This is a genomic window from Hymenobacter ginkgonis (genome assembly GCF_009755225.1).
GTDB classification, from domain to species: domain Bacteria; phylum Bacteroidota; class Bacteroidia; order Cytophagales; family Hymenobacteraceae; genus Hymenobacter; species Hymenobacter ginkgonis.
Window position 1 is genome coordinate 17901 of record NZ_WQKZ01000010.1, and the last position, 16931, is coordinate 34831.

16 protein-coding genes are annotated in these 16931 nt (G+C 62.4%); 13 read left to right on the top strand and 3 right to left on the bottom strand.

The annotated features are described in order from the left end of the window. Positions 1 to 56 precede the first annotated feature (56 nt). Together GO988_RS22645 and GO988_RS22650 are read right to left on the bottom strand one after the other, a co-directional pair. Complete coding sequence (locus tag GO988_RS22645; protein WP_157569892.1) at positions 57 to 1484, bottom strand: hypothetical protein; 1428 nt, start codon at positions 1482 to 1484, stop codon at positions 57 to 59. A gap of 91 nt (positions 1485 to 1575) precedes the next feature. Then, a complete protein-coding gene (locus GO988_RS22650; protein WP_317164956.1) occupies positions 1576 to 2577 on the bottom strand; it encodes an OmpA family protein in 1002 nt (333 codons plus the stop codon). A 118-nt stretch (positions 2578 to 2695) separates the two neighbouring features. Between GO988_RS22650 and GO988_RS22655 the strand changes: the two genes are divergently transcribed. The 5 genes from GO988_RS22655 to GO988_RS22675 all read left to right on the top strand — a co-directional run bounded on the left by GO988_RS22655 (position 2696) and on the right by GO988_RS22675 (position 6928). Further along, positions 2696 to 3742 carry a class I fructose-bisphosphate aldolase gene (locus GO988_RS22655; RefSeq protein WP_157569894.1) on the top strand — a complete coding sequence of 349 codons (1047 nt, stop codon included), beginning with the start codon at positions 2696 to 2698 and terminating at the stop codon, positions 3740 to 3742. Between the two features lie 112 nt (positions 3743 to 3854). Next, positions 3855 to 4700, top strand: coding sequence for an acetyl-CoA carboxylase, carboxyltransferase subunit beta (gene accD, locus GO988_RS22660; protein ID WP_157569895.1), 846 nt, complete (start codon positions 3855 to 3857; stop codon positions 4698 to 4700). A gap of 120 nt (positions 4701 to 4820) precedes the next feature. Beyond that, positions 4821 to 5564: an OmpA family protein gene (locus tag GO988_RS22665; protein WP_232341677.1), complete on the top strand. Its 744-nt coding sequence runs from the start codon at positions 4821 to 4823 to the stop codon at positions 5562 to 5564. A 149-nt stretch (positions 5565 to 5713) separates the two neighbouring features. Then, the gene (locus GO988_RS22670; protein ID WP_157569897.1) at positions 5714 to 5992 is read left to right on the top strand and encodes a YMGG-like glycine zipper-containing protein; all 279 of its coding nucleotides are present in this window, start codon (positions 5714 to 5716) and stop codon (positions 5990 to 5992) included. A gap of 219 nt (positions 5993 to 6211) precedes the next feature. Beyond that, entirely contained in the window at positions 6212 to 6928 is a 717-nt protein-coding gene (locus GO988_RS22675; protein WP_157569899.1) for an OmpA family protein, read from the top strand. 129 nt (positions 6929 to 7057) lie between these two features. Here GO988_RS22675 and ispE read toward each other — a convergent pair whose 3' ends face one another. Then, on the bottom strand, positions 7058 to 7885 hold the full coding sequence (gene ispE / locus GO988_RS22680; protein WP_317164957.1) for a 4-(cytidine 5'-diphospho)-2-C-methyl-D-erythritol kinase: 828 nt from the start codon (positions 7883 to 7885) through the stop codon (positions 7058 to 7060). 79 nt (positions 7886 to 7964) lie between these two features. Between ispE and GO988_RS22685 the strand changes: the two genes are divergently transcribed. From GO988_RS22685 to GO988_RS22720, 8 genes are all read left to right on the top strand, one after another. Then, positions 7965 to 8756, top strand: coding sequence for a TauD/TfdA family dioxygenase (locus GO988_RS22685; protein WP_157569901.1), 792 nt, complete (start codon positions 7965 to 7967; stop codon positions 8754 to 8756). Then, positions 8728 to 9369 (top strand): sugar transferase, encoded by a 642-nt coding sequence (locus GO988_RS22690; protein WP_317164958.1) that lies wholly within the window; start codon positions 8728 to 8730, stop codon positions 9367 to 9369. The genes GO988_RS22685 and GO988_RS22690 overlap by 29 nt, the downstream gene beginning before the upstream one ends. Before the next feature lie 455 nt (positions 9370 to 9824). Then, the gene (locus tag GO988_RS22695; protein WP_157569903.1) at positions 9825 to 11072 is read left to right on the top strand and encodes an efflux RND transporter periplasmic adaptor subunit; all 1248 of its coding nucleotides are present in this window, start codon (positions 9825 to 9827) and stop codon (positions 11070 to 11072) included. Positions 11073 to 11362: 290 nt separating this feature from the next. Further along, positions 11363 to 12724 carry a TolC family protein gene (locus GO988_RS22700; protein ID WP_198173012.1) on the top strand — a complete coding sequence of 454 codons (1362 nt, stop codon included), beginning with the start codon at positions 11363 to 11365 and terminating at the stop codon, positions 12722 to 12724. Positions 12725 to 12753: 29 nt separating this feature from the next. Beyond that, complete coding sequence (locus GO988_RS22705) at positions 12754 to 13494, top strand: ABC transporter ATP-binding protein (protein ID WP_157569907.1); 741 nt, start codon at positions 12754 to 12756, stop codon at positions 13492 to 13494. Between the two features lie 138 nt (positions 13495 to 13632). Continuing rightward, positions 13633 to 14886, top strand: coding sequence for an ABC transporter permease (locus GO988_RS22710; RefSeq protein WP_157569909.1), 1254 nt, complete (start codon positions 13633 to 13635; stop codon positions 14884 to 14886). Continuing rightward, on the top strand, positions 14883 to 16085 hold the full coding sequence (locus GO988_RS22715; RefSeq protein WP_157569910.1) for an ABC transporter permease: 1203 nt from the start codon (positions 14883 to 14885) through the stop codon (positions 16083 to 16085). Before GO988_RS22710 ends, GO988_RS22715 begins: the two co-directional genes overlap by 4 nt. A gap of 134 nt (positions 16086 to 16219) precedes the next feature. Continuing rightward, complete coding sequence (locus tag GO988_RS22720; RefSeq protein ID WP_157569912.1) at positions 16220 to 16888, top strand: hypothetical protein; 669 nt, start codon at positions 16220 to 16222, stop codon at positions 16886 to 16888. Positions 16889 to 16931: the final 43 nt, after the last annotated feature.

Sequence of the window (16931 nt, forward strand, 5' to 3'; positions counted from 1 at the left end):
GCCCGTCCCGAATTATTCGGGGCGGGCTTTTCATTTTCAGCGGGGGTAGGGCGGTGCTAATTGGCAGCGCGCAACAGGCGGGCCAGCAGCCGGCCGTCGGCGCCGCGAGCCACGTACAGGCCCGCCGGCAGGGTAGGGGCCGGCGCCCACACCACGTGGCCATCGGCGGGGCAATTGAACCGCGCTACCACCCGGCCCAATTCATCACAGATGGTAATAGCCTGTGAGCCAATTGCCTGAAACTGCACCTGCTCGTGGAAAGGCATCGGGAACGCGGCTGTTGCGGCCGAGAAGGGGGGTAGGGTGGCCAGTACCTGCGTCGTTACCAGGAAGGAAATAGTTTGCTCCTCGCTGGCTACGGGGCAGCCATTGTCCAGCACGGCCACGGTAGCGGTGTAGCGGCCCAGCGGCAGAGTAGCGGGCACCTGCCAGGTTAGCTGGGCCTGGTTGGCGCCGGTTGTGGCCAGGCTGAAGCCCGGAATAACATCGGGCGCCTGGCTGGCAAAGCGCAACGTTTGGCCGGCATCGGGGTCGGTAGCGCTCAGTTTCAAGGTCACCGTTTGGCCCGGCTGCACCCGAAGCAGCTGCTCCACCGGCTGGGGGGTAGTAGCGGCGTTGAGCGTGAGGCTGGTAAAATGCGGGTTAGCATTGGCTGCGTCGAAGGCCAAGTACGTAATGTCGCGGGTGACGTAGCCGACTTGCTGCCAGCGGCCATTCACTTGCCGGTACTCGCTCACGCGGGCGGCCATGGCGTAGCGTCCCTGCTGCACCGAGCCCGCCTGCGCTACGAGTGCACCCGTAGCCGCATTCAGTTGGAAATGAGGGGATAGCAGCGCGCCAGGAATGGGCGCGCCGCACTGATTGGCCGGCTGAATACCCTGCTGCGGATACACGAAGCTGTACACCAGCGAGTCTCCCTCAACGTCGAATGCACTAAAGCTGTAGCGCTGCGCTTGGCTACCGCAGAGGTAGGGTAGGAGCGTCGATAAAAATTTAGGAGACGAGTTTTGCGCTACCAGCGAGTTATCCAAGAAGGCGCTCACGTAGGCGCTGGTGTTGACGGAGTTAACGAGGTTGCGGATGTTGGCCGCCCGGTTTTCGCTGTTCACGCTCAGCGTCCATTGGCCGCGGGGCAAGTCCACATCGGTTTCGAAGGTGTACACATTATACGCGTAGGCCGGCGCGGTAGGGCAGCCTAGCGAGTAGAGCGACGTAGCCTGGTTGCGAAGAACGGTGCGCGTGAAGGCGCCCGTGGTGGCACAGCCATTGGGGGCGCACGTCAAGAGTATTTCAAACTGGTCAACTCCATTAATATCCCGGTAAAGAATGACTTTTACGCGGTAGCGCGGCACGCCCGGCGTAGTGGAGGCGATGGGCGTGTAAGTCAGCTCCTGCCCTACCACGTGCGAGGCGTGGGCGGCGAGCAGCGTGCCCAGCCAGAGCAACAAAATGGCTAAGCTGCGAAAATATATAAGTGGGCGCATAAGGGGTAGGGAAAGCAGAAGTTAGTGCTTGACTACTAAGTAGCTAATATACTAGTGTAAGTATACTAGCGCAAACCCTACCCCCCGCCTGCTACTTGCCGTTCTTGGCGCCGCTGTTGCCGTCCAAAATCTGGAAAAGCTCGTCGAGCTTCGGCGTGAGAATAATCTCGGTGCGGCGGTTGATTGCCTTGTTTTGAGGTGTGTCGTTGGCGGCTACGGGCACGTACTGCGAGCGGCCCGAGGCCGTAATGCGGCTCGGCTCGACGCCCGCCGAGGTGAGCAGACGGGCAATATCGGTAGCGCGCAGCGCGCTCAGGTCCCAGTTGTCCTGGATGCCGCCGGTGGGGCGCATGGGCACGTTGTCGGTGTGGCCCTCCACTACTACGTTCACATCTTTCTGCTCTTGCAGCACGGTAGCCAGCTTTTTGAGGGCTTCCTGGCCTTTGGGGTCCACTTTGGTAGAGCCCGATTTGAAGAGCAATTGCTCGGAGAGCGACACGTATACTTTGCCGTCCTTGAGCTTCACCTGCAAGTCGCTCGAATTGAAGCTGAGCAGCGCCTTGCTCACGCGGGCCTTGAGGTCGTTCACGGCCTTGTCCTTATCGGCCAGCGCCTGGGTAAGCTCCGTAAGCTTAGCCTCGCGGGTGGCCAGCTCGGCCTTAGATTTTTGCAGGCTCACGTCGAGCGCGCCTAGTTCGGCCTCGCGGGTAGCGAGGTCTTTGGCCAGCTTGCCGTAGTCGTTGTTGCGGTCGGCGAGGGCGCGGTCACTGTTTTTGAGCAGCTTATCGTAGCTGTCGGTGAGCTGGGTATAAAGCACGCGGGTGCGGCGCAGGGCGTTGCCCGTCTGGGTCGAGTCGTTGATGAGGCGCTTCTGGTCGAGGCGCAGTTCGGCGAGGGCGTCGTTGGCTTTTTGCAGGTCGGCCTTGGCTTGGCGGGTTTGCGCTTCGGCGGCGGTGCGGGCCTGGGCTTCCGTCTGCTGGCGAGCTTGGAGGTCGTCGTAGCGCTTGGCTGTCACGCAGCTAGTGAGGGCCACGGGGGCCACCAGCAAGGCTAGGCTCAGCAAAGAGGGGTAGGAGCGAATAGTACGTTTCACAGAAAATAACCGATAAACCCGGCCGTATAATTGAACGGGCCAAGTTACGGCCGAGCCTTCCAGCCGCCAAACAGCCCTGGCCTTACCTTTGCCCAGTCCCCACCTACTTCCTTCGCTTATGGCCGCCTACCCCCTCACTGCCGAAACCGAAGCCCTGCTGCATTACCAGTGCCGCACTATTGGCCAGGAAATACTGCACTTGCCGGGCCCCGACTTTATCGACCGCTGCTTTGTGCCGGGTAGCCGCTCGCCGCAAGTGCTGCGGGCGTTGGGGGCACTGTATGGCCACGGCCGGCTAGCTGGCACTGGCTACCTCAGCATCCTGCCCGTCGACCAGGGCATCGAGCACACGGCGGGCGCGTCTTTCGGGGCTAATCCACAGTATTTCGACCCCGAAAATATCCTGAAGCTGGCCGTAGAAGGCGGCTGCAACGCCGTCGCTACCACCTTCGGTACGTTTGAGGCGGTGGCGCGGCGCTACGCCCATAAAATTCCGTTTGTGGTGAAAATCAACCACAACGAGTTGCTGACTTACCCCAATACCTTCGACCAGGTTCTCTTTGGCTCGGTGCGCCAGGCCTGGGACCTGGGCGCTACGGCCGTGGGCGCCACCATCTACTTCGGCTCGGAAGAAGGCGACCGCCAACTCGTCGAGATTGCGGCGGCTTTCGAAGAGGCGCACCGCCTGGGCATGGCCACCGTGCTGTGGTGCTACCTGCGCAACAACGCCTTCAAAACCAGCGCCGCCGACTACCACCTAGCCGCCGACCTCACGGGCCAAGCCAACCACTTGGGCGTCACCATCGGGGCGGACATCATCAAGCAAAAAATGCCCGAAAACAACGGCGGCTTTCCGGCCCTGCACTTCGGCAAAACCAGCCCGGCCATGTACGAGCAGCTCAGCAGCGACCACCCCATTGATATGGTGCGCTACCAGGTGCTCAACTGCTACGCCGGGCGCGTGGGCCTGCTCAACTCGGGCGGCGAAAGCCTGGGCGCCGGCGACCTCGATGCCGTGGTGCGCGCGGCCATCATCAACAAACGCGCCGGCGGGCAGGGGCTCATCGTGGGGCGCAAGTCATTTCAGCGGCCCATGGCCGAGGGTGTGGCCCTGTTGCACGCTATTCAGGACGTGTACCTGGATGCCGCCGTGGGCCTCGCGTAAGAAGTAGGGGGTAGGGCACGGCTGCTTGCCGGCTACCGCTTATTTTTGTCGTCCAATTCTACTCATCAATAAAGCGTGCGGCTCGTAGCCAGCAGCTTGCAGCTTCATCCTAATGGCTTGGTTCCGGCGCGAAGAAAAGGGCATTAACACGCCCACCGAACAGAAAAAAGAAACTCCGGATGGCCTCTGGTACAAGTGCCCCGAGTGTAAAACGGTGGTGACGATGGCCGAGCACAAACGCCTGCACTACGTGTGCGGCAACTGTGGCCACCACGACCGCATCGACGCGGCCACGTATTTCGACGTGTTGTTCGACGAGGGTAAATTTGAGGAGCTCGACGCCAACCTTACCTCCGGCGACCCGCTGCACTTCACCGATACCAAGGCCTACCCCCAGCGCGTGGCGGCCACCGAAAAAAGCACCGGCCTGAAAGACGCCGTGCGCACGGCCCACGGCCTGAGCGCCGGCCAGCCGCTGGTAGTGGCGGCCATGGACTTCAAGTTTATTGGCGGCTCGATGGGCTCGGTGGTGGGCGAAAAAATAGCCCGCGCCATCGACTATGCCCGCCAAAACCGCGTGCCGTTTCTGATGATTTCGCGCTCGGGCGGCGCCCGCATGATGGAGGCCGGCTACTCGCTGATGCAAATGGCTAAAACCTCGGCCAAGCTGGCGCTGCTCGCCGAAGCCGGCGTGCCCTACGTGAGCCTGCTGACCGACCCCACCACGGGCGGCGTCACGGCGTCGTTTGCCATGCTCGGCGATTTTAACATTGCCGAGCCGGGCGCGCTCATTGGCTTTGCCGGCCCGCGCGTCATCAAAGAAACCATCGGCAAAGACTTGCCCAAGGGCTTCCAAAGCGCTGAGTTTGTGCTTGAGCACGGCTTCCTCGATTTCATCGTCGACCGCCGAGAACTCAAGCAGCGCCTGGCCGACTTGCTGGGCATGCTCCAAAAGTAGGGGTAGGGAAAACGCCACTTGGCACGACTTTGGGAAAGCCCGTTCTGACAACCGGAACGGGCTTTTGCGTATAAGGTCCCGTTGGCGTTGCCACCTATTTCACCAATTCTTCAGAATAAAATGACTACTTCCAAATCTTTTCTGGCTGTGCTGCTGGCCTTTGTGATGCTGCTGGGCTCGTGCGCTTCATCGCGCCAAACCACCACGCAGCCCGACCTGTCGAGCAACAACGGCACCGGCCAGCGCAAAGACGGCATGAATAAAACGACCAAAGGCGGCCTGCTGGGTGCTGGCGGTGGCGCCGTAGCTGGCGCCGTGCTGGGCCGCCTCATTGGCGGCAAGGGCGGCACGGCTGCGGGCGCTATTCTGGGTGCGGCCGTGGGCGGCGGCGCGGGTGCCCTCATCGGCCGCAAAATGGATAAGCAGGCGCAGGAACTGCAGCGCGATATGGCCAACGCCAAGGTAGAGCGCGTGGGGGAGGGCATCAAAATCACCTTCGACTCGGGCATTTTGTTTGACACCAACAGCGCCGCATTGCGCGCCACCTCGCAGTCCGACATCTCGAAGCTGGCCGCTACCCTCCAAAAATACCCCGACACCAACGTGCTCGTAGAAGGCCACACCGACAACACCGGCACCGACGCTATTAACCAGCCGCTGAGCGAAAACCGCGCGCAGTCGGTGGCCAGTAGCCTTACTGCACAAGGCGTTGCCACCAGCCGCATCAGCACCAAAGGCTATGGCTCGACCCAGCCCGTGGCCGACAACTCGACTGTGGAAGGCAAGCAGGCCAACCGCCGCGTGGAGGTAGCCATCTACGCCAACGAAAAAATGAAGAAAGCTGCCGAAGCTGGCACGCTATAGCCCTAGCTAATTAGCTAGCTATGAGAGCCCGGGGCGCCTGTCGCCTCGGGCTTTTTTGGGGGCTTACCGGTAACCCCGCTGCCTACCCCTGCGTTAAAAACCAACTGGCGGTTCTGCCGCTCCTCTTTTCTTCCGTACATTCTTTAGACATGAAAATCTTCTCAAGAATATTCGTTTTACTGCTGACCTTTTTTGTATTAGGCAGCACAGTTGCCCAAGCCCAGGATAAGCCCAAGGGCTGGAGCCGCAAGGCTAAAGGTGCCGCCATTGGCGGCGGCGGTGGGGCCGTAGTAGGCGGCCTGCTAGGCGGCGGCAAAGGCGCCCTCATTGGCGCTGGCGCGGGTGTGGTAGGTGGTGGCCTGGTAGGCCGCAACCAGGATAAAAAGAAAGACCCAGTTCGCTACAATAACTACCGCAACAAGAAATAGCAGGCGCTCTGGCCTTTTTGCTAGGCAGCATTGCTCAATGAAGAAAAGCCCGGCCTTAGTCGGGCTTTTTTATGCCTAGCCAAGAGCCAAAAATGTTGGTCCAGAAAAAGGAGCCCTACCCGTCGGGGTTTGGCAAGGTGGTTGTACTATGCCGTACTTGCCGGCTCATTGCTGCCCAGGGGGGTAGCCGGCAGTTTCTTTTTTTCAATTTATTCCTCCATGAAAGCTATTCGTTTCTCCTTTACTTCGTTGCTGTCGCTGCTGCTGCTAGTGGGTCATTTTGCCCAAGCCCAGTCGACCACCGTTACTACTGACAAGCCTGCGGGCATGAGCAAAACCGCGAAAGGCGGTATTATTGGTGGCTTGGGCGGCGCGGCCGGCGGCGCTATTCTGGGTCGCGTTATTGGCGGCAAGTCGGGCACAGCTAAGGGCGCCATTTTGGGCGCTGTGGTGGGCGGCGCGGGTGGCGCGCTCATCGGCCGCAAAATGGATAAGCAGGCCGCCGAACTGCGCCGCGACCTCGAAGGGGCCAAAGTAGAGCGCATTGGCGAGGGCATCAAAATCACGTTCGCTTCGGGCATTCTGTTCGCCAGCAACTCTTCTAGCCTGACGCCGGCCGCCGCTGGCAACATCGACGAACTGGCTACTACCCTCCAGAAGTACGCCGACACCAACGTCACGATTGACGGCCACACCGATTCGTCGGGTTCCGACGCCATCAACCAGCCCTTGAGCCAGCGCCGCGCCCAGGCCGTAGCCAATGAGCTGACTGCTAAAGGTGTAGATACCAGCCGCATCACGGCCACGGGCTACGGCTCGACCCAGCCCGTGGGCGACAACGCCACTGCCGCTGGCAAAGCTGCCAACCGCCGCGTGGAAGTAGCCATCTTCGCCAACGAGAAGATGCAGAAAGCCGCCAAGAGAGGCCAACTCTAGACCACGGATTAGCCCGGATTCCACGGATTTTGTGGCCGGCGCAATTAATAAAAAAGGCTTGCCAAACGGCAAGCCTTTTTGCTTTTATAACGATTGATAATCGTCCACGAAAATCGCGCTAATCTGTGATTAGAGGAGCCCTTGCCACACGGCATAGGGGCTGGGCCAGCTTAGGGGGGGTAGGGTAGCGCCGCGCTCCCACAACCCAAACACGGCCGAGCCCGAGCCGGATAGGCTGGCAAAAGCTGCCCCGGCGGCGTAAAGCTGCTGCTTTACCTCGGCCAGTACGGGGTAGGCGGGGGCCAGCGCTTCCTCAAAATCGTTGACTACGCGGCCGCGCCAAGTGGCCAGCGGCTCGGCCAGCACCTGGCGCAGCGAATGTTGCGGGGCCTGTGGGCGCACCCGGCGGTAGGCTTCGGCCGTGCTGATGCCTACGCCGGGCCATACCACCACGTAGGGCGTGCCGCGCAAATCGAGGGGTAGGGGCTCAAATTCGTCGCCCTTGCCAGTGGCCAGCACGGGCGTATTTTCCAGGAAAAAAGCGCAGTCGGCGCCCAAGCGGCGCGCATAGGTCGCCAGTTGCGCGGGCGCCAGCTGCAAGCCAAATATGTCGTTGAAGCTACGCAACGCAAACGCCGCATCGGCCGAGCCGCCGCCCAGCCCCGCCCCAATGGGCACCACTTTGTGCAGGTGCAGCTGGGCGGCTGGTAGCGCCGGGAAATCAGCCTTCAAAAGCGCGTAGGCCTTGAGACAGAGATTGGTAGCCAGCGCACCCGGCACGGGGCGGCCCGTGAGGGCCAGCGTAGTGTCTGGCGCCGCATTGGGGGTAGGCAGCACTTCCAGGGCATCGGCCCAAGGCAGGGGCACGAAGGAGGTTTCTAACTCGTGGTAGCCGTCGGGCCGCTTGGCGATGATGTGGAGGCCGAGGTTGAGCTTGGCGTTGGGGAAGGTTAGCACGGGGGGTAGTAAATTTGAACTTTAGCCTGAAGCTGGTCCCGCATTTGCTAGCGGATACCTACTTTATATAAGTTAAGATATGTCTTTTATCACCACGCTTTCCATCTTGCCTGGCCAAGCAGTAGCCGACGTAGCGGCCGCTTTGCGCGCGGCCCTGGGCGCGGCAAAAGTAGTGCACCTGCGGGGCCTCGCGGCCGCCTACCCCACCGCCGAATGGCCTGCCTACTACGACCAGCTAACGGAGGAAACTGGCCAGTGCTTGCACCTCGATGAAAATTTTGCCCAGGGCAATAGGCGCACCGGCCAGAAGTGGATAGAAGTGCGCTACGACGCGGCTATTCCGGATGATGCGGCGTACCGATTTAGCAAAAATGCGCAGCCGCTGCACACCGACGAATCGTACCTCAGCGACCCGGCCGAGGTGATGTTCATGCACTGCTTGGTGCAGGCCCCGGCCGGCGGCGAAACCACCTTTGTGGATGCCGACGTGCTGTGGCAACAGGTGCAGCAGCACGCCCCAGGGCTGGCCGCCCGGCTGCTCAACCGGCCCGTTCGGTTTGCCAAAGCCGACGATGCGCGCACGCTGCCCATCATTGCCCAAACGCCGGCTGGCCTTCGCCTCAACTGGAACTACCACTGCGTAGACCCGGCCGAAACCGCCGAAAACCACGCGCTGGCGCAGGAATTTCGGCAGTTTTTACTCGACCATATAGCGGGTACGCATGCCGAAGTAGCCATTCAACTCGCGCCCGGCGAGGCCGTGGCCTGGTGGGACGACCAGGTACTGCACGGCCGCCGCGCCTTTCGGGCAGTGGCTACCAACGACCGGTTCTTGCTCAAAAGTGGCTTCCGGCTCCCGGCCGATGTATAGCTGGGGCAAACGGCTGTTTGACTACTGCGCGGCGGCGGCGGGCCTGCTGCTGCTGGCGCCGCTGCTGCTAGCCGTGGCCGTAGCTGCCTGGCTGGGTGGGCTGCGGCCGGTGCTGTTTTGGCAGTGGCGCACGGGCTACCGCGAGCAGCCGTTTCAGGTACTTAAATTTCGGACCATGACCCAGCGCACCAATGCGGTTGGTACGTTGCTACCCGATGCCGAGCGCCTCACGCCCTTGGGCGAATGGCTACGCCGCACCAGCCTCGACGAGCTGCCGCAGCTCTGGAACGTGCTGCGGGGCGAACTGAGCCTGGTAGGTCCGCGCCCGTTTATTCACAGCTATTTGCCGCTGTATTCGGAGGCGCAGCGGGTGCGGTTCCGGGTGCGGCCCGGCCTCACGGGTTGGGCCCAAGTGAACGGCCGCAACGCCCTTAGCTGGGAAGAAAAATTTGCGTTAGATAGTTGGTACGTGGCCAATCAAAGCCTGGCTCTCGACCTGCGCATCCTCTGGCGCACCCTGGGACGGGTGCTGAGCGGCCACGCTGTTTCGGCGGCCGGGCACGCTACTACGGCGCCGTTTCGGGGCAGTAAAGCTGCACTGGGTAAAGAGTAAGTAAAAATGCTCGCTATTCATGGGAGATAAGCAGGGGCAATCGGTGAAATAAGCTGGCTGGCCAGGCGTCCTGCTGGGGGTAGGGCTGCGGTGGAGGCCGCGGCTCCACTAGTCGGCCGCGCTTCGTTACTAGTGGAGGGGTACTGCTGGGCCCGCGATGCTCAATAAGCTCAGCGGTGATACTCAGCGGGAAACTGGCTCATAGCCCAGAAAGGATAGTGCAAATATCTGGCAGCAAAGTGCTACTGCACAATCGCATAAACATGCTAGGTAGAAATACTTGGTTGTTTCGTAGTGGCCGGCTGTCCGCTAGTGGGCGGCCTGTCCACTAGCGGACGCTTTTTGCATTGCTGTGCTAAGTGGTATTAATGGTAAATGACTGATAAAAAAGCAGTTATTGGAATGGCACGGGCCTTGGCTGAGGTAGTAAGAACCACTTGCTTTCCTGCCCACCCATGGACAGAGTCATTTCTCCTACTACGCAACGCCGCCGCCAAGTGCGCCGCTGGCTCCTCGGTTTCGGCGTGCTGGCCGCGCTGCTGGCCGCGGGCTTTGGGCTGCGCCGCGTAGTGCAGCCCAGCCTACAGCGCGTGGACTTGCTCACGGCGCCGGTCGAAACCGGTGACGTAGATGCTTCCCTCACGGCGGCTGGCACCATCATTCCGGGCCGCGAAGCAGTCATTACCAGTCCCATCCAAAGTACCATTCGGCGGGTGGCGCTGGCGGTGGGCGCACGGGTGCAGCCGGGCCAAACCATTTTGGAGCTGGATAAGGAGCTGGCGGCTTCGTCGCTGGCCAAGCTGAGCGATGAGCAGTTGCGGAACCAAAACAAAAACTCGCAGCTGCAACTAACCCTCGAGCGTAGCCTCACCGATTTGGAGGCTTTGCAGCAGGCCCAGGCACTGAAAGTCAGTAGCCTGCAATCGACGCTGCGCGATGAGCAGCACCTGCTCGAAATTGGGGGTGGCACCGCCGAAGCTGTGCGCCAGGCCGAACTAAACCTGCACGTGGCCAGCCTGGAAGCCGCTCGCCTGCGTCGCCAACTGGCCAACCAGCGCCTGGCCAGCCGCGCCGACCGCCGCGAGCTCGGCTACACCGTGTCGATGCAGCAGCGCAGCATCGCCGAGCTGGCTACCAAGCTGCGGCAGGCCGACATCAGCACCCAGCAGCCCGGCGTGCTGACGTGGGTAAACGACAACTTGGGTAGCACCGTGCAAGCCGGTGATGCCCTGGCCCGCGTGGCCGACCTCAGCCGCTTTCGGGTGCGCGCCACCATCTCCGATGCCTACGCCGACCAGCTGCACCCCGGCGATGCCGTGCTCGTGCGCCTCGGCCCCGGCACCGATTTGCGGGGCACCGTGGCCAGCATCAGCCCAGCGGTGGATAAGGGGGTAGTGACCTTCTACGCCACCTTGCAGCAAGACCACCACCCGGCCCTGCGCGCCAACCTGCGGGCCGATGTATTCGTGGTGACGCGTGCCCACCGCGGCGTGCTGCGCGTCAAGAATGGCCCCTTCTACCAGGGTGGGCAGGAGCAGCCCGTGTTCGTGCTGGCGGGGGGTAGGGCAGTGCGCCGCCTGGCGCGCCTCGGCGACAGCAACCCCGACTACGTTCAGGTGCTGAGCGGCTTGCGGGCGGGCGAGGAAATCATCGTATCTGACACTAAAACCTTCGTGGATACCCCCGAGCTGCGAGTGGAATAGCCCTGACCCGTGCCGCCCCACCCCCTACCCCCGCCCCTGCGAGGAAGGGGGGAGCCCAACGACTGCTTATGTGCCAATTGACTACCATTTAACGAATGTTAGCCGTGTTTTTTTCCAGAAAACCCCTTGTTTGTAAGCTGAACGCCTCGCGGTCGTCAGGCTTCCCTTCCCCCGCAGGGGAGGGGGTAGGGGGGTGGGGCGGTACGTCAGGTTGGTTAGCCATTCTGCTAGTAATCACCCTAAAAGCCTCCGCCCAAACCCTCACCCTGCCCGCCCTTATTCAGCAAACTTTGGCCACTTCGGCGGCCGGCATCCAGGCGCGTGCGGCGCGTGAGGGCGGCTACTGGAGCTACCGCACCTACCAGGCCACTTACCGCCCGCAGCTGGCCCTGGCGGGCACGGTGCCCAATTTTAGCCGCGCCATCACGCCGGTGGTGCAGCCCGATGGCACCACAGCCTTCCAGGCAGTGCGCATCAATAATTCTAACCTGGGCCTGACGCTAACCCAGAACATCGGCCTCACCGGCGCGCAAGTGGTGGTGGGCTCGCAGGTGCAGCGCTTCGATGATTTTAACCGCGAAGAGCGGCGCTACAACAACCAGCCCTTCAACCTGGGCCTGACGCAGCCGCTGGGCTATTTCAACGGCCTGAAGTGGGCCCGCCGCATCGAGCCGCTGCTTTACCAAGAAAACCAGCGCCAGTACCTCGAAGACCGTGAGGCCATTGCCCAGCGCGTAACGGAGCTGTATTTCGACGTGCTGTTGCAACAGGTGAACGCCGCGGTGGCCGGCCAAAACGCCCAAGCCACCGCCGAGCTGCTGCGCGTGGGCCGCGAAAAATATGCCTTGGGTCGTCTCTCGCAAAGTGACTTGTTGCAGCTCGAACTCAACCTGCTCGATGCCCAGCAGGCCCAAACCCAAGCCCGCCTCGACGCCGAAACCGCCGCCGTGAGCCTGCGCACCTACTGCGCCTTGCCTACCCCCGACGCCGGCACCGAGGCCCCTTTGCTGGCCGTGCCTGCCCCCGCCCCGCGCCTCGCTGTGGTGCCCGCCGAGGCACTAGCCCAGGCCCAGCAGCACCGCGCCGCCACGCTGGCTTTCCAGCGGCGGCAGCTGCAAGCGGCCCGCGATGTAGCCCAGGCCCGCGGCACTACTGGCCTGCTGGCCACCCTCACGGCCAACCTCGGCTACGTGAACCAGGCACCCTACCTGCTCGATAGCTACACCGCGTTGCAAAACCAGCAGCAAGTGGCACTGGCTTTTTCCCTACCCCTGCTGGACTGGGGCAAGCGCCGGGCCATCGTGCGCACTGCCGAGCTGGCCCGCGACCAAACCCAGGCCGCCGTGAGCCAGGAGGTGCGCAGCTTTGAGCAAACGGTGCTCACCCAGGCTGGGCAGGTGCCTGCGCTGGCTGGGCAGGTGCGCCTGGCCGCTCGCGCCGACACCCTAGCCCAGCGCCGCTACGCCATCACCCGCGCTACCTACGAGGCCGGCCGGCTCAGCCTCACCGACCTCACGCTGGCTTCGGCGGCCAAAGACTTGGCGCGGCGCAGCTACATCCTGGCGCTGCGGGCGGGCTGGGTGGGCTACTACCGCCTGCGCGGCTTGACTTTATTTGATTTTGAAACCCAGCAGCCGCTAGCGGCCGAGTAGCCAGTTCACTTTTACTTCTTTCTCTTCCCATGGCAACTACCCCTCCTTCGCCCACTGCGCAGCCGCGCAGCTTTTCCCAGGCCGCTAGCTCCGCAGTGCCCGTCATTCAGCTGCGCAACATCGAAAAAATCTACCAAACCAAAACCATCGAAACCGTGGCTCTCAGCCAGGTCAACCTCAGCATTGGCCGGGGCGAGTTTGTGTCGGTGATGGGGCCCAGCGGCTGCGGCAAATCGACGTTGCTCAGCCTCATGGGCTTGCTCGACGAACCCAGCGGCGGCACCATCGAGATTGACGGCCGGCCCGTCGCCTCGTATTCTGACAAGGGGCTGGCGGGGCTGCGTAACCACAAGATTGGCTTCGTTTTCCAGAGCTACCACCTCATCAATGACCTCTCGGTGCTCGACAATGTGGAGCTGCCCTTGCTCTACCGGAAGGGGGTAGGCAACACCGAGCGCCGCCGCCGGGCGCTGGCCGCGCTCGACAAAGTGGGCCTCAACGCGCGCACGGGGCACTTTCCGGCGCAGCTTTCGGGGGGGCAGCGGCAGCGCGTAGCCATTGCCCGCGCCCTGGCCGGCGACCCCGAAATTATTTTGGCCGACGAGCCCACCGGCAACCTCGACTCGGTGATGGGCGAGGAAATAATGGACCTGCTGCTGGGCCTGAACCGCGACCAGGGCACGACCCTCGTGATGGTGACCCACGACGAGCAGCAGGCGCTGAAAACGCAACGACTCATCCGGTTTTTCGACGGCCGCCAGGTGGCCTAGCTCCTACCGGAACGCACCAAAAGCACGTCATGCTGAGCTTGTCGAAGCATCTCCACCACGTCGTTGAACAGCGTAAAAGAAGCGGTAGAGATGCTTCGGCAAGCTCAGCATGACAAACGACTTTTTACTATAAAAATCATGCTTCTTTCCTACTTAAAAATCGCCTGGAAGGTCTTGCTGCGGCGCAAGTTCTTCACCGCCATCAGCCTATTTGGCATCAGTTTCACGCTGATGATTTTGCTAGTGGTGTATTCGTTTGTGGATTACACCGTGGGCCCGCACCGGCCCGAGCTGCGCACCGACCGGCTGCTGTTTGCCACGCGCATGCGCCTGCGCTACAAGGCCGGTGGGCAAAACAACTGGAGCATGGGCTACCGCTTTGTAGACCAAGGCGTGCGCCAGCTGCGCACGCCCGAGCTGGTATCGGTGAGCGAGTCTAACACCAACACCGCCGTGGCTTACGCGGGCCAGCAAACGCTCAAGCTCGACCAGCGCCGCACCGACGCCGAGTTTTGGCGGGTGCTCGACTTCGACTTTGTGGCCGGCCGACCCTTCAACCAGCGCGAAGTGCGCGATGCGGCCCACGTGGCCGTCCTCAACGCCACCACTAGCCGGCGCTACTTCGGCCCCGATGCCAATGCGGTGGGCCGCACCATCGAGGTCGATGCCGTGCGCTACCAAGTGGTGGGGGTAGTGCGCGACGTGCCCATCCTGCGCCTGCAATCCTACGCCGACGTGTGGGTGCCCATTACCACCACCACCGACGACCTGCTGAAGTCGGATTTACAAGGGCCTTACCAAGCCATCATCTTGGCCCACAGCCCGGCCGATGTGCCCCGGGTGCAGGCCGAGTACAAGCAGCTAATGGCCCGCCAGCCGGTGCCCGACCCCAAGACTTTTTCCCGGATAGAATCGTACGCGCTGCCGCTGCTGGCCGACCTCACGGCGCGCCACAGCGGCGACGAGCCGCGCACGGGCGTCGGCAACACCTACGTGCAGCTGCTGCTGGGGCTAGCCCTGCTGTTTATGCTGCTGCCCGCCCTCAACCTGGTCAACATCAACGTGAGCCGCACCCTGGAGCGCTCGGGCGAGATTGGGGTGCGTAAGGCTTTTGGAGCCACGGCCGGGCGGCTGGCCGGCCAGTTCTTGCTCGAAAACGTGTTTCTAACGCTGCTGGGCGGCGTGCTGGGGCTGGCCCTGGCGGCGGGCGTGCTGGCGCTGCTCAATAGCAGCCATTTCATTCCGTACTCCGAGTTTGCCCTCAACGGGCGGGTGTTTGCAATGGCGCTGGGGTTAGTGCTGGTTTTTGGGGTGCTGTCGGGTGCGTACCCGGCTTACAAATTATCGCGGTTACAAGCTGTAAAAGCCTTAAAAGGAGACCTTGCCGTATGATACGCCACTTATTTACCCTGATGTGGAACCGCAAGCGCGCCAACAGCTTGCTGATGCTGGAAGTGCTACTGGCCTTCGTGGTGCTCTTTGCCGTGAGCAGCCTGGGCGTGAGTTTGTGGGGCAACTACCGTACCCCGCTGGGCTTCGCCTACCAGCAAGTGTGGGCCATCGACATTAGCACGCCCGGCCTGGCGGGCCGCGCGCCGCGCACGGAAGCCTTGCAGCGCATCGGCCAGCACTTGCGCGCCACGCCGGGCGTGCTGTGCGTGACGCGCCACGCCGGCAACACGCCCTTTGCCAATGCCAATAATACCGGCGACGTCTCGACCGGCACGGGCCCCGACCGGCGCGTGGTCGAGCCCGTGAACTACCTCGATACCGGCCCCGAACTGCGCGAATTGTTGGGCCTGCACATGCAGGAGGGCCGCTGGTTCGACCGCCGCGACGAAGCCGCCAACTACCGCCCCGTCGTGATTACAACCGACCTGCGCGACGCGCTGTTTGCACCCGGCCAGTCGCCGCTGGGCCAAACTATCCAAGGCCCCAAGGACTGGCACGAAACCTGGCGCGTGGTGGGCGTAAGCGGCCCTTACCGCCCCGATGGCGCCCTGCACGAGCCCGTACCGGGCGTGTTTTTATACGCCAGCGCGCAAGACACCGTGCACGCGCTCAATGGCTTGCTGGTGCGGGTGGCGCCGGGGGCAGGCGCGGTGCTGGAAAAGAAAATCACCGACGATATCCGCACGCTCGGGGCCGGCTGGCGCGGCACCATCAACACCCTGGACGAGCAGCGTCTCTCGCAGCTCAAGGTTAATTTATCGCTACCCGTCATCTTGGGGGTAGTGTGTTTGTTCTTGATAGTGAACGTGATGCTGGGCCTTTTCGGCGTGCTGTGGCTCAACATCAACCAGCGGCGGGCCGAGCTGGGCGTGCGCCGGGCGCTGGGCGCCACCGCCGCCGCCGTGAGCCGGCAGGTGCTGGGCGAGATACTGGTGCTCACTACGTTTGGGCTGGTGCTGGGGCTGCTCATCGCGGCGCAGTTTCCGCTGCTGGGCGTCTTCAACGTCAAGGCCAGCGTGTACCTCACGGCGATGGCCATCGCCGCGGCGGGCCTCTACCTGCTGGCGGCGGGCTGCGCCCTCTACCCCAGCCGGCTGGCGGCGGGCATTCAGCCGGCGGTGGCCCTGCGCGAGGAGTGAGGGGGTAGGGCGCAGGTTGGTGTAAAGTTCGGGGCGGTTGGGATAATATTTTTGCCCACTAGGGCCGCGGCGGGCACTTTTGCTTCCGCTCGCCCCAAAAGTGCTGGCGGCTTCCTACCCCCTCCGTTTTCGCTATGCGCCTTTCCCTTACCTGGCATTCGCTTCTGGCTTTCGGGGCGCTCCTGTTTGCGCTGGGCGAGGCGCACGCGCTGGTGCACACCGGCCTGGGTAGGGCCATGTGCGGCTGCCGGGGCACCCGCGATTTCAACGTCTGGAGCCTGTGCGCGGCCTGCGAAAAACACCAGTACCGACAATTGGTAGCCACCTATGCGGGGCCTGTTTTTACGTTCGCCGGCATGCGGTGGGGCTACTTTTTGCTCGATGCGCGCCTGCCCCTAGCGCGCCGGTCATTGGGCTTTGCATTGGTGTTTGCTAACCTGCCTTTTGCCCGCATTTTGGGGGCAGTTTTCCTGGGTGGCAACGACGAGGTGTACGCCCTGAGCAAGTTTTTGCCCTACCCCTCGGCCTGGGAACTAGGGGCGGCGCTGGTGCTGCTAGCTGCGGTGCCGCCTCTGGGTACTTCTGGCCTGTTTGCTGCTGCCAGCAGTGCTGGCCTTCACCGTAGTGCTGGGGCGCTGAACTCGCTGCTGGCCAGTGGTTTTCTGACTACTTATGGCGTGTTGGGTTCGCCCCTGTTGGTTACGTGTCGGACTATTTTTGTGCGTGTTCTCTTGGCTTTAACTTACCGTCAATTATTCACGCTCGGGCAGCCAGCCGGGGCCCCAACTCTGAGGCTGGCCTGAGCTAACTGCCGCAGTTTGCTTTTTTCGGCCCGCGTTGTAACGA

Excerpts from the sequence above, each read along its gene's own strand:
- GO988_RS22645 (WP_157569892.1), bottom strand. The coding sequence starts at position 1,484 with ATGCGCCCACTTATATATTTTCGCAGCTTAGCCATTTTGTTGCTCTGG.
- GO988_RS22655 (WP_157569894.1), top strand. The coding sequence starts at position 2,696 with ATGGCCGCCTACCCCCTCACTGCCGAAACCGAAGCCCTGCTGCATTAC.
- accD (WP_157569895.1), top strand. The coding sequence starts at position 3,855 with ATGGCTTGGTTCCGGCGCGAAGAAAAGGGCATTAACACGCCCACCGAA.
- GO988_RS22665 (WP_232341677.1), top strand. The coding sequence starts at position 4,821 with ATGACTACTTCCAAATCTTTTCTGGCTGTGCTGCTGGCCTTTGTGATG.
- GO988_RS22670 (WP_157569897.1), top strand. The coding sequence starts at position 5,714 with ATGAAAATCTTCTCAAGAATATTCGTTTTACTGCTGACCTTTTTTGTA.
- GO988_RS22675 (WP_157569899.1), top strand. The coding sequence starts at position 6,212 with ATGAAAGCTATTCGTTTCTCCTTTACTTCGTTGCTGTCGCTGCTGCTG.
- GO988_RS22685 (WP_157569901.1), top strand. The coding sequence starts at position 7,965 with ATGTCTTTTATCACCACGCTTTCCATCTTGCCTGGCCAAGCAGTAGCC.
- GO988_RS22695 (WP_157569903.1), top strand. The coding sequence starts at position 9,825 with ATGGACAGAGTCATTTCTCCTACTACGCAACGCCGCCGCCAAGTGCGC.
- GO988_RS22705 (WP_157569907.1), top strand. The coding sequence starts at position 12,754 with ATGGCAACTACCCCTCCTTCGCCCACTGCGCAGCCGCGCAGCTTTTCC.
- GO988_RS22710 (WP_157569909.1), top strand. The coding sequence starts at position 13,633 with ATGCTTCTTTCCTACTTAAAAATCGCCTGGAAGGTCTTGCTGCGGCGC.
- GO988_RS22715 (WP_157569910.1), top strand. The coding sequence starts at position 14,883 with ATGATACGCCACTTATTTACCCTGATGTGGAACCGCAAGCGCGCCAAC.
- GO988_RS22720 (WP_157569912.1), top strand. The coding sequence starts at position 16,220 with ATGCGCCTTTCCCTTACCTGGCATTCGCTTCTGGCTTTCGGGGCGCTC.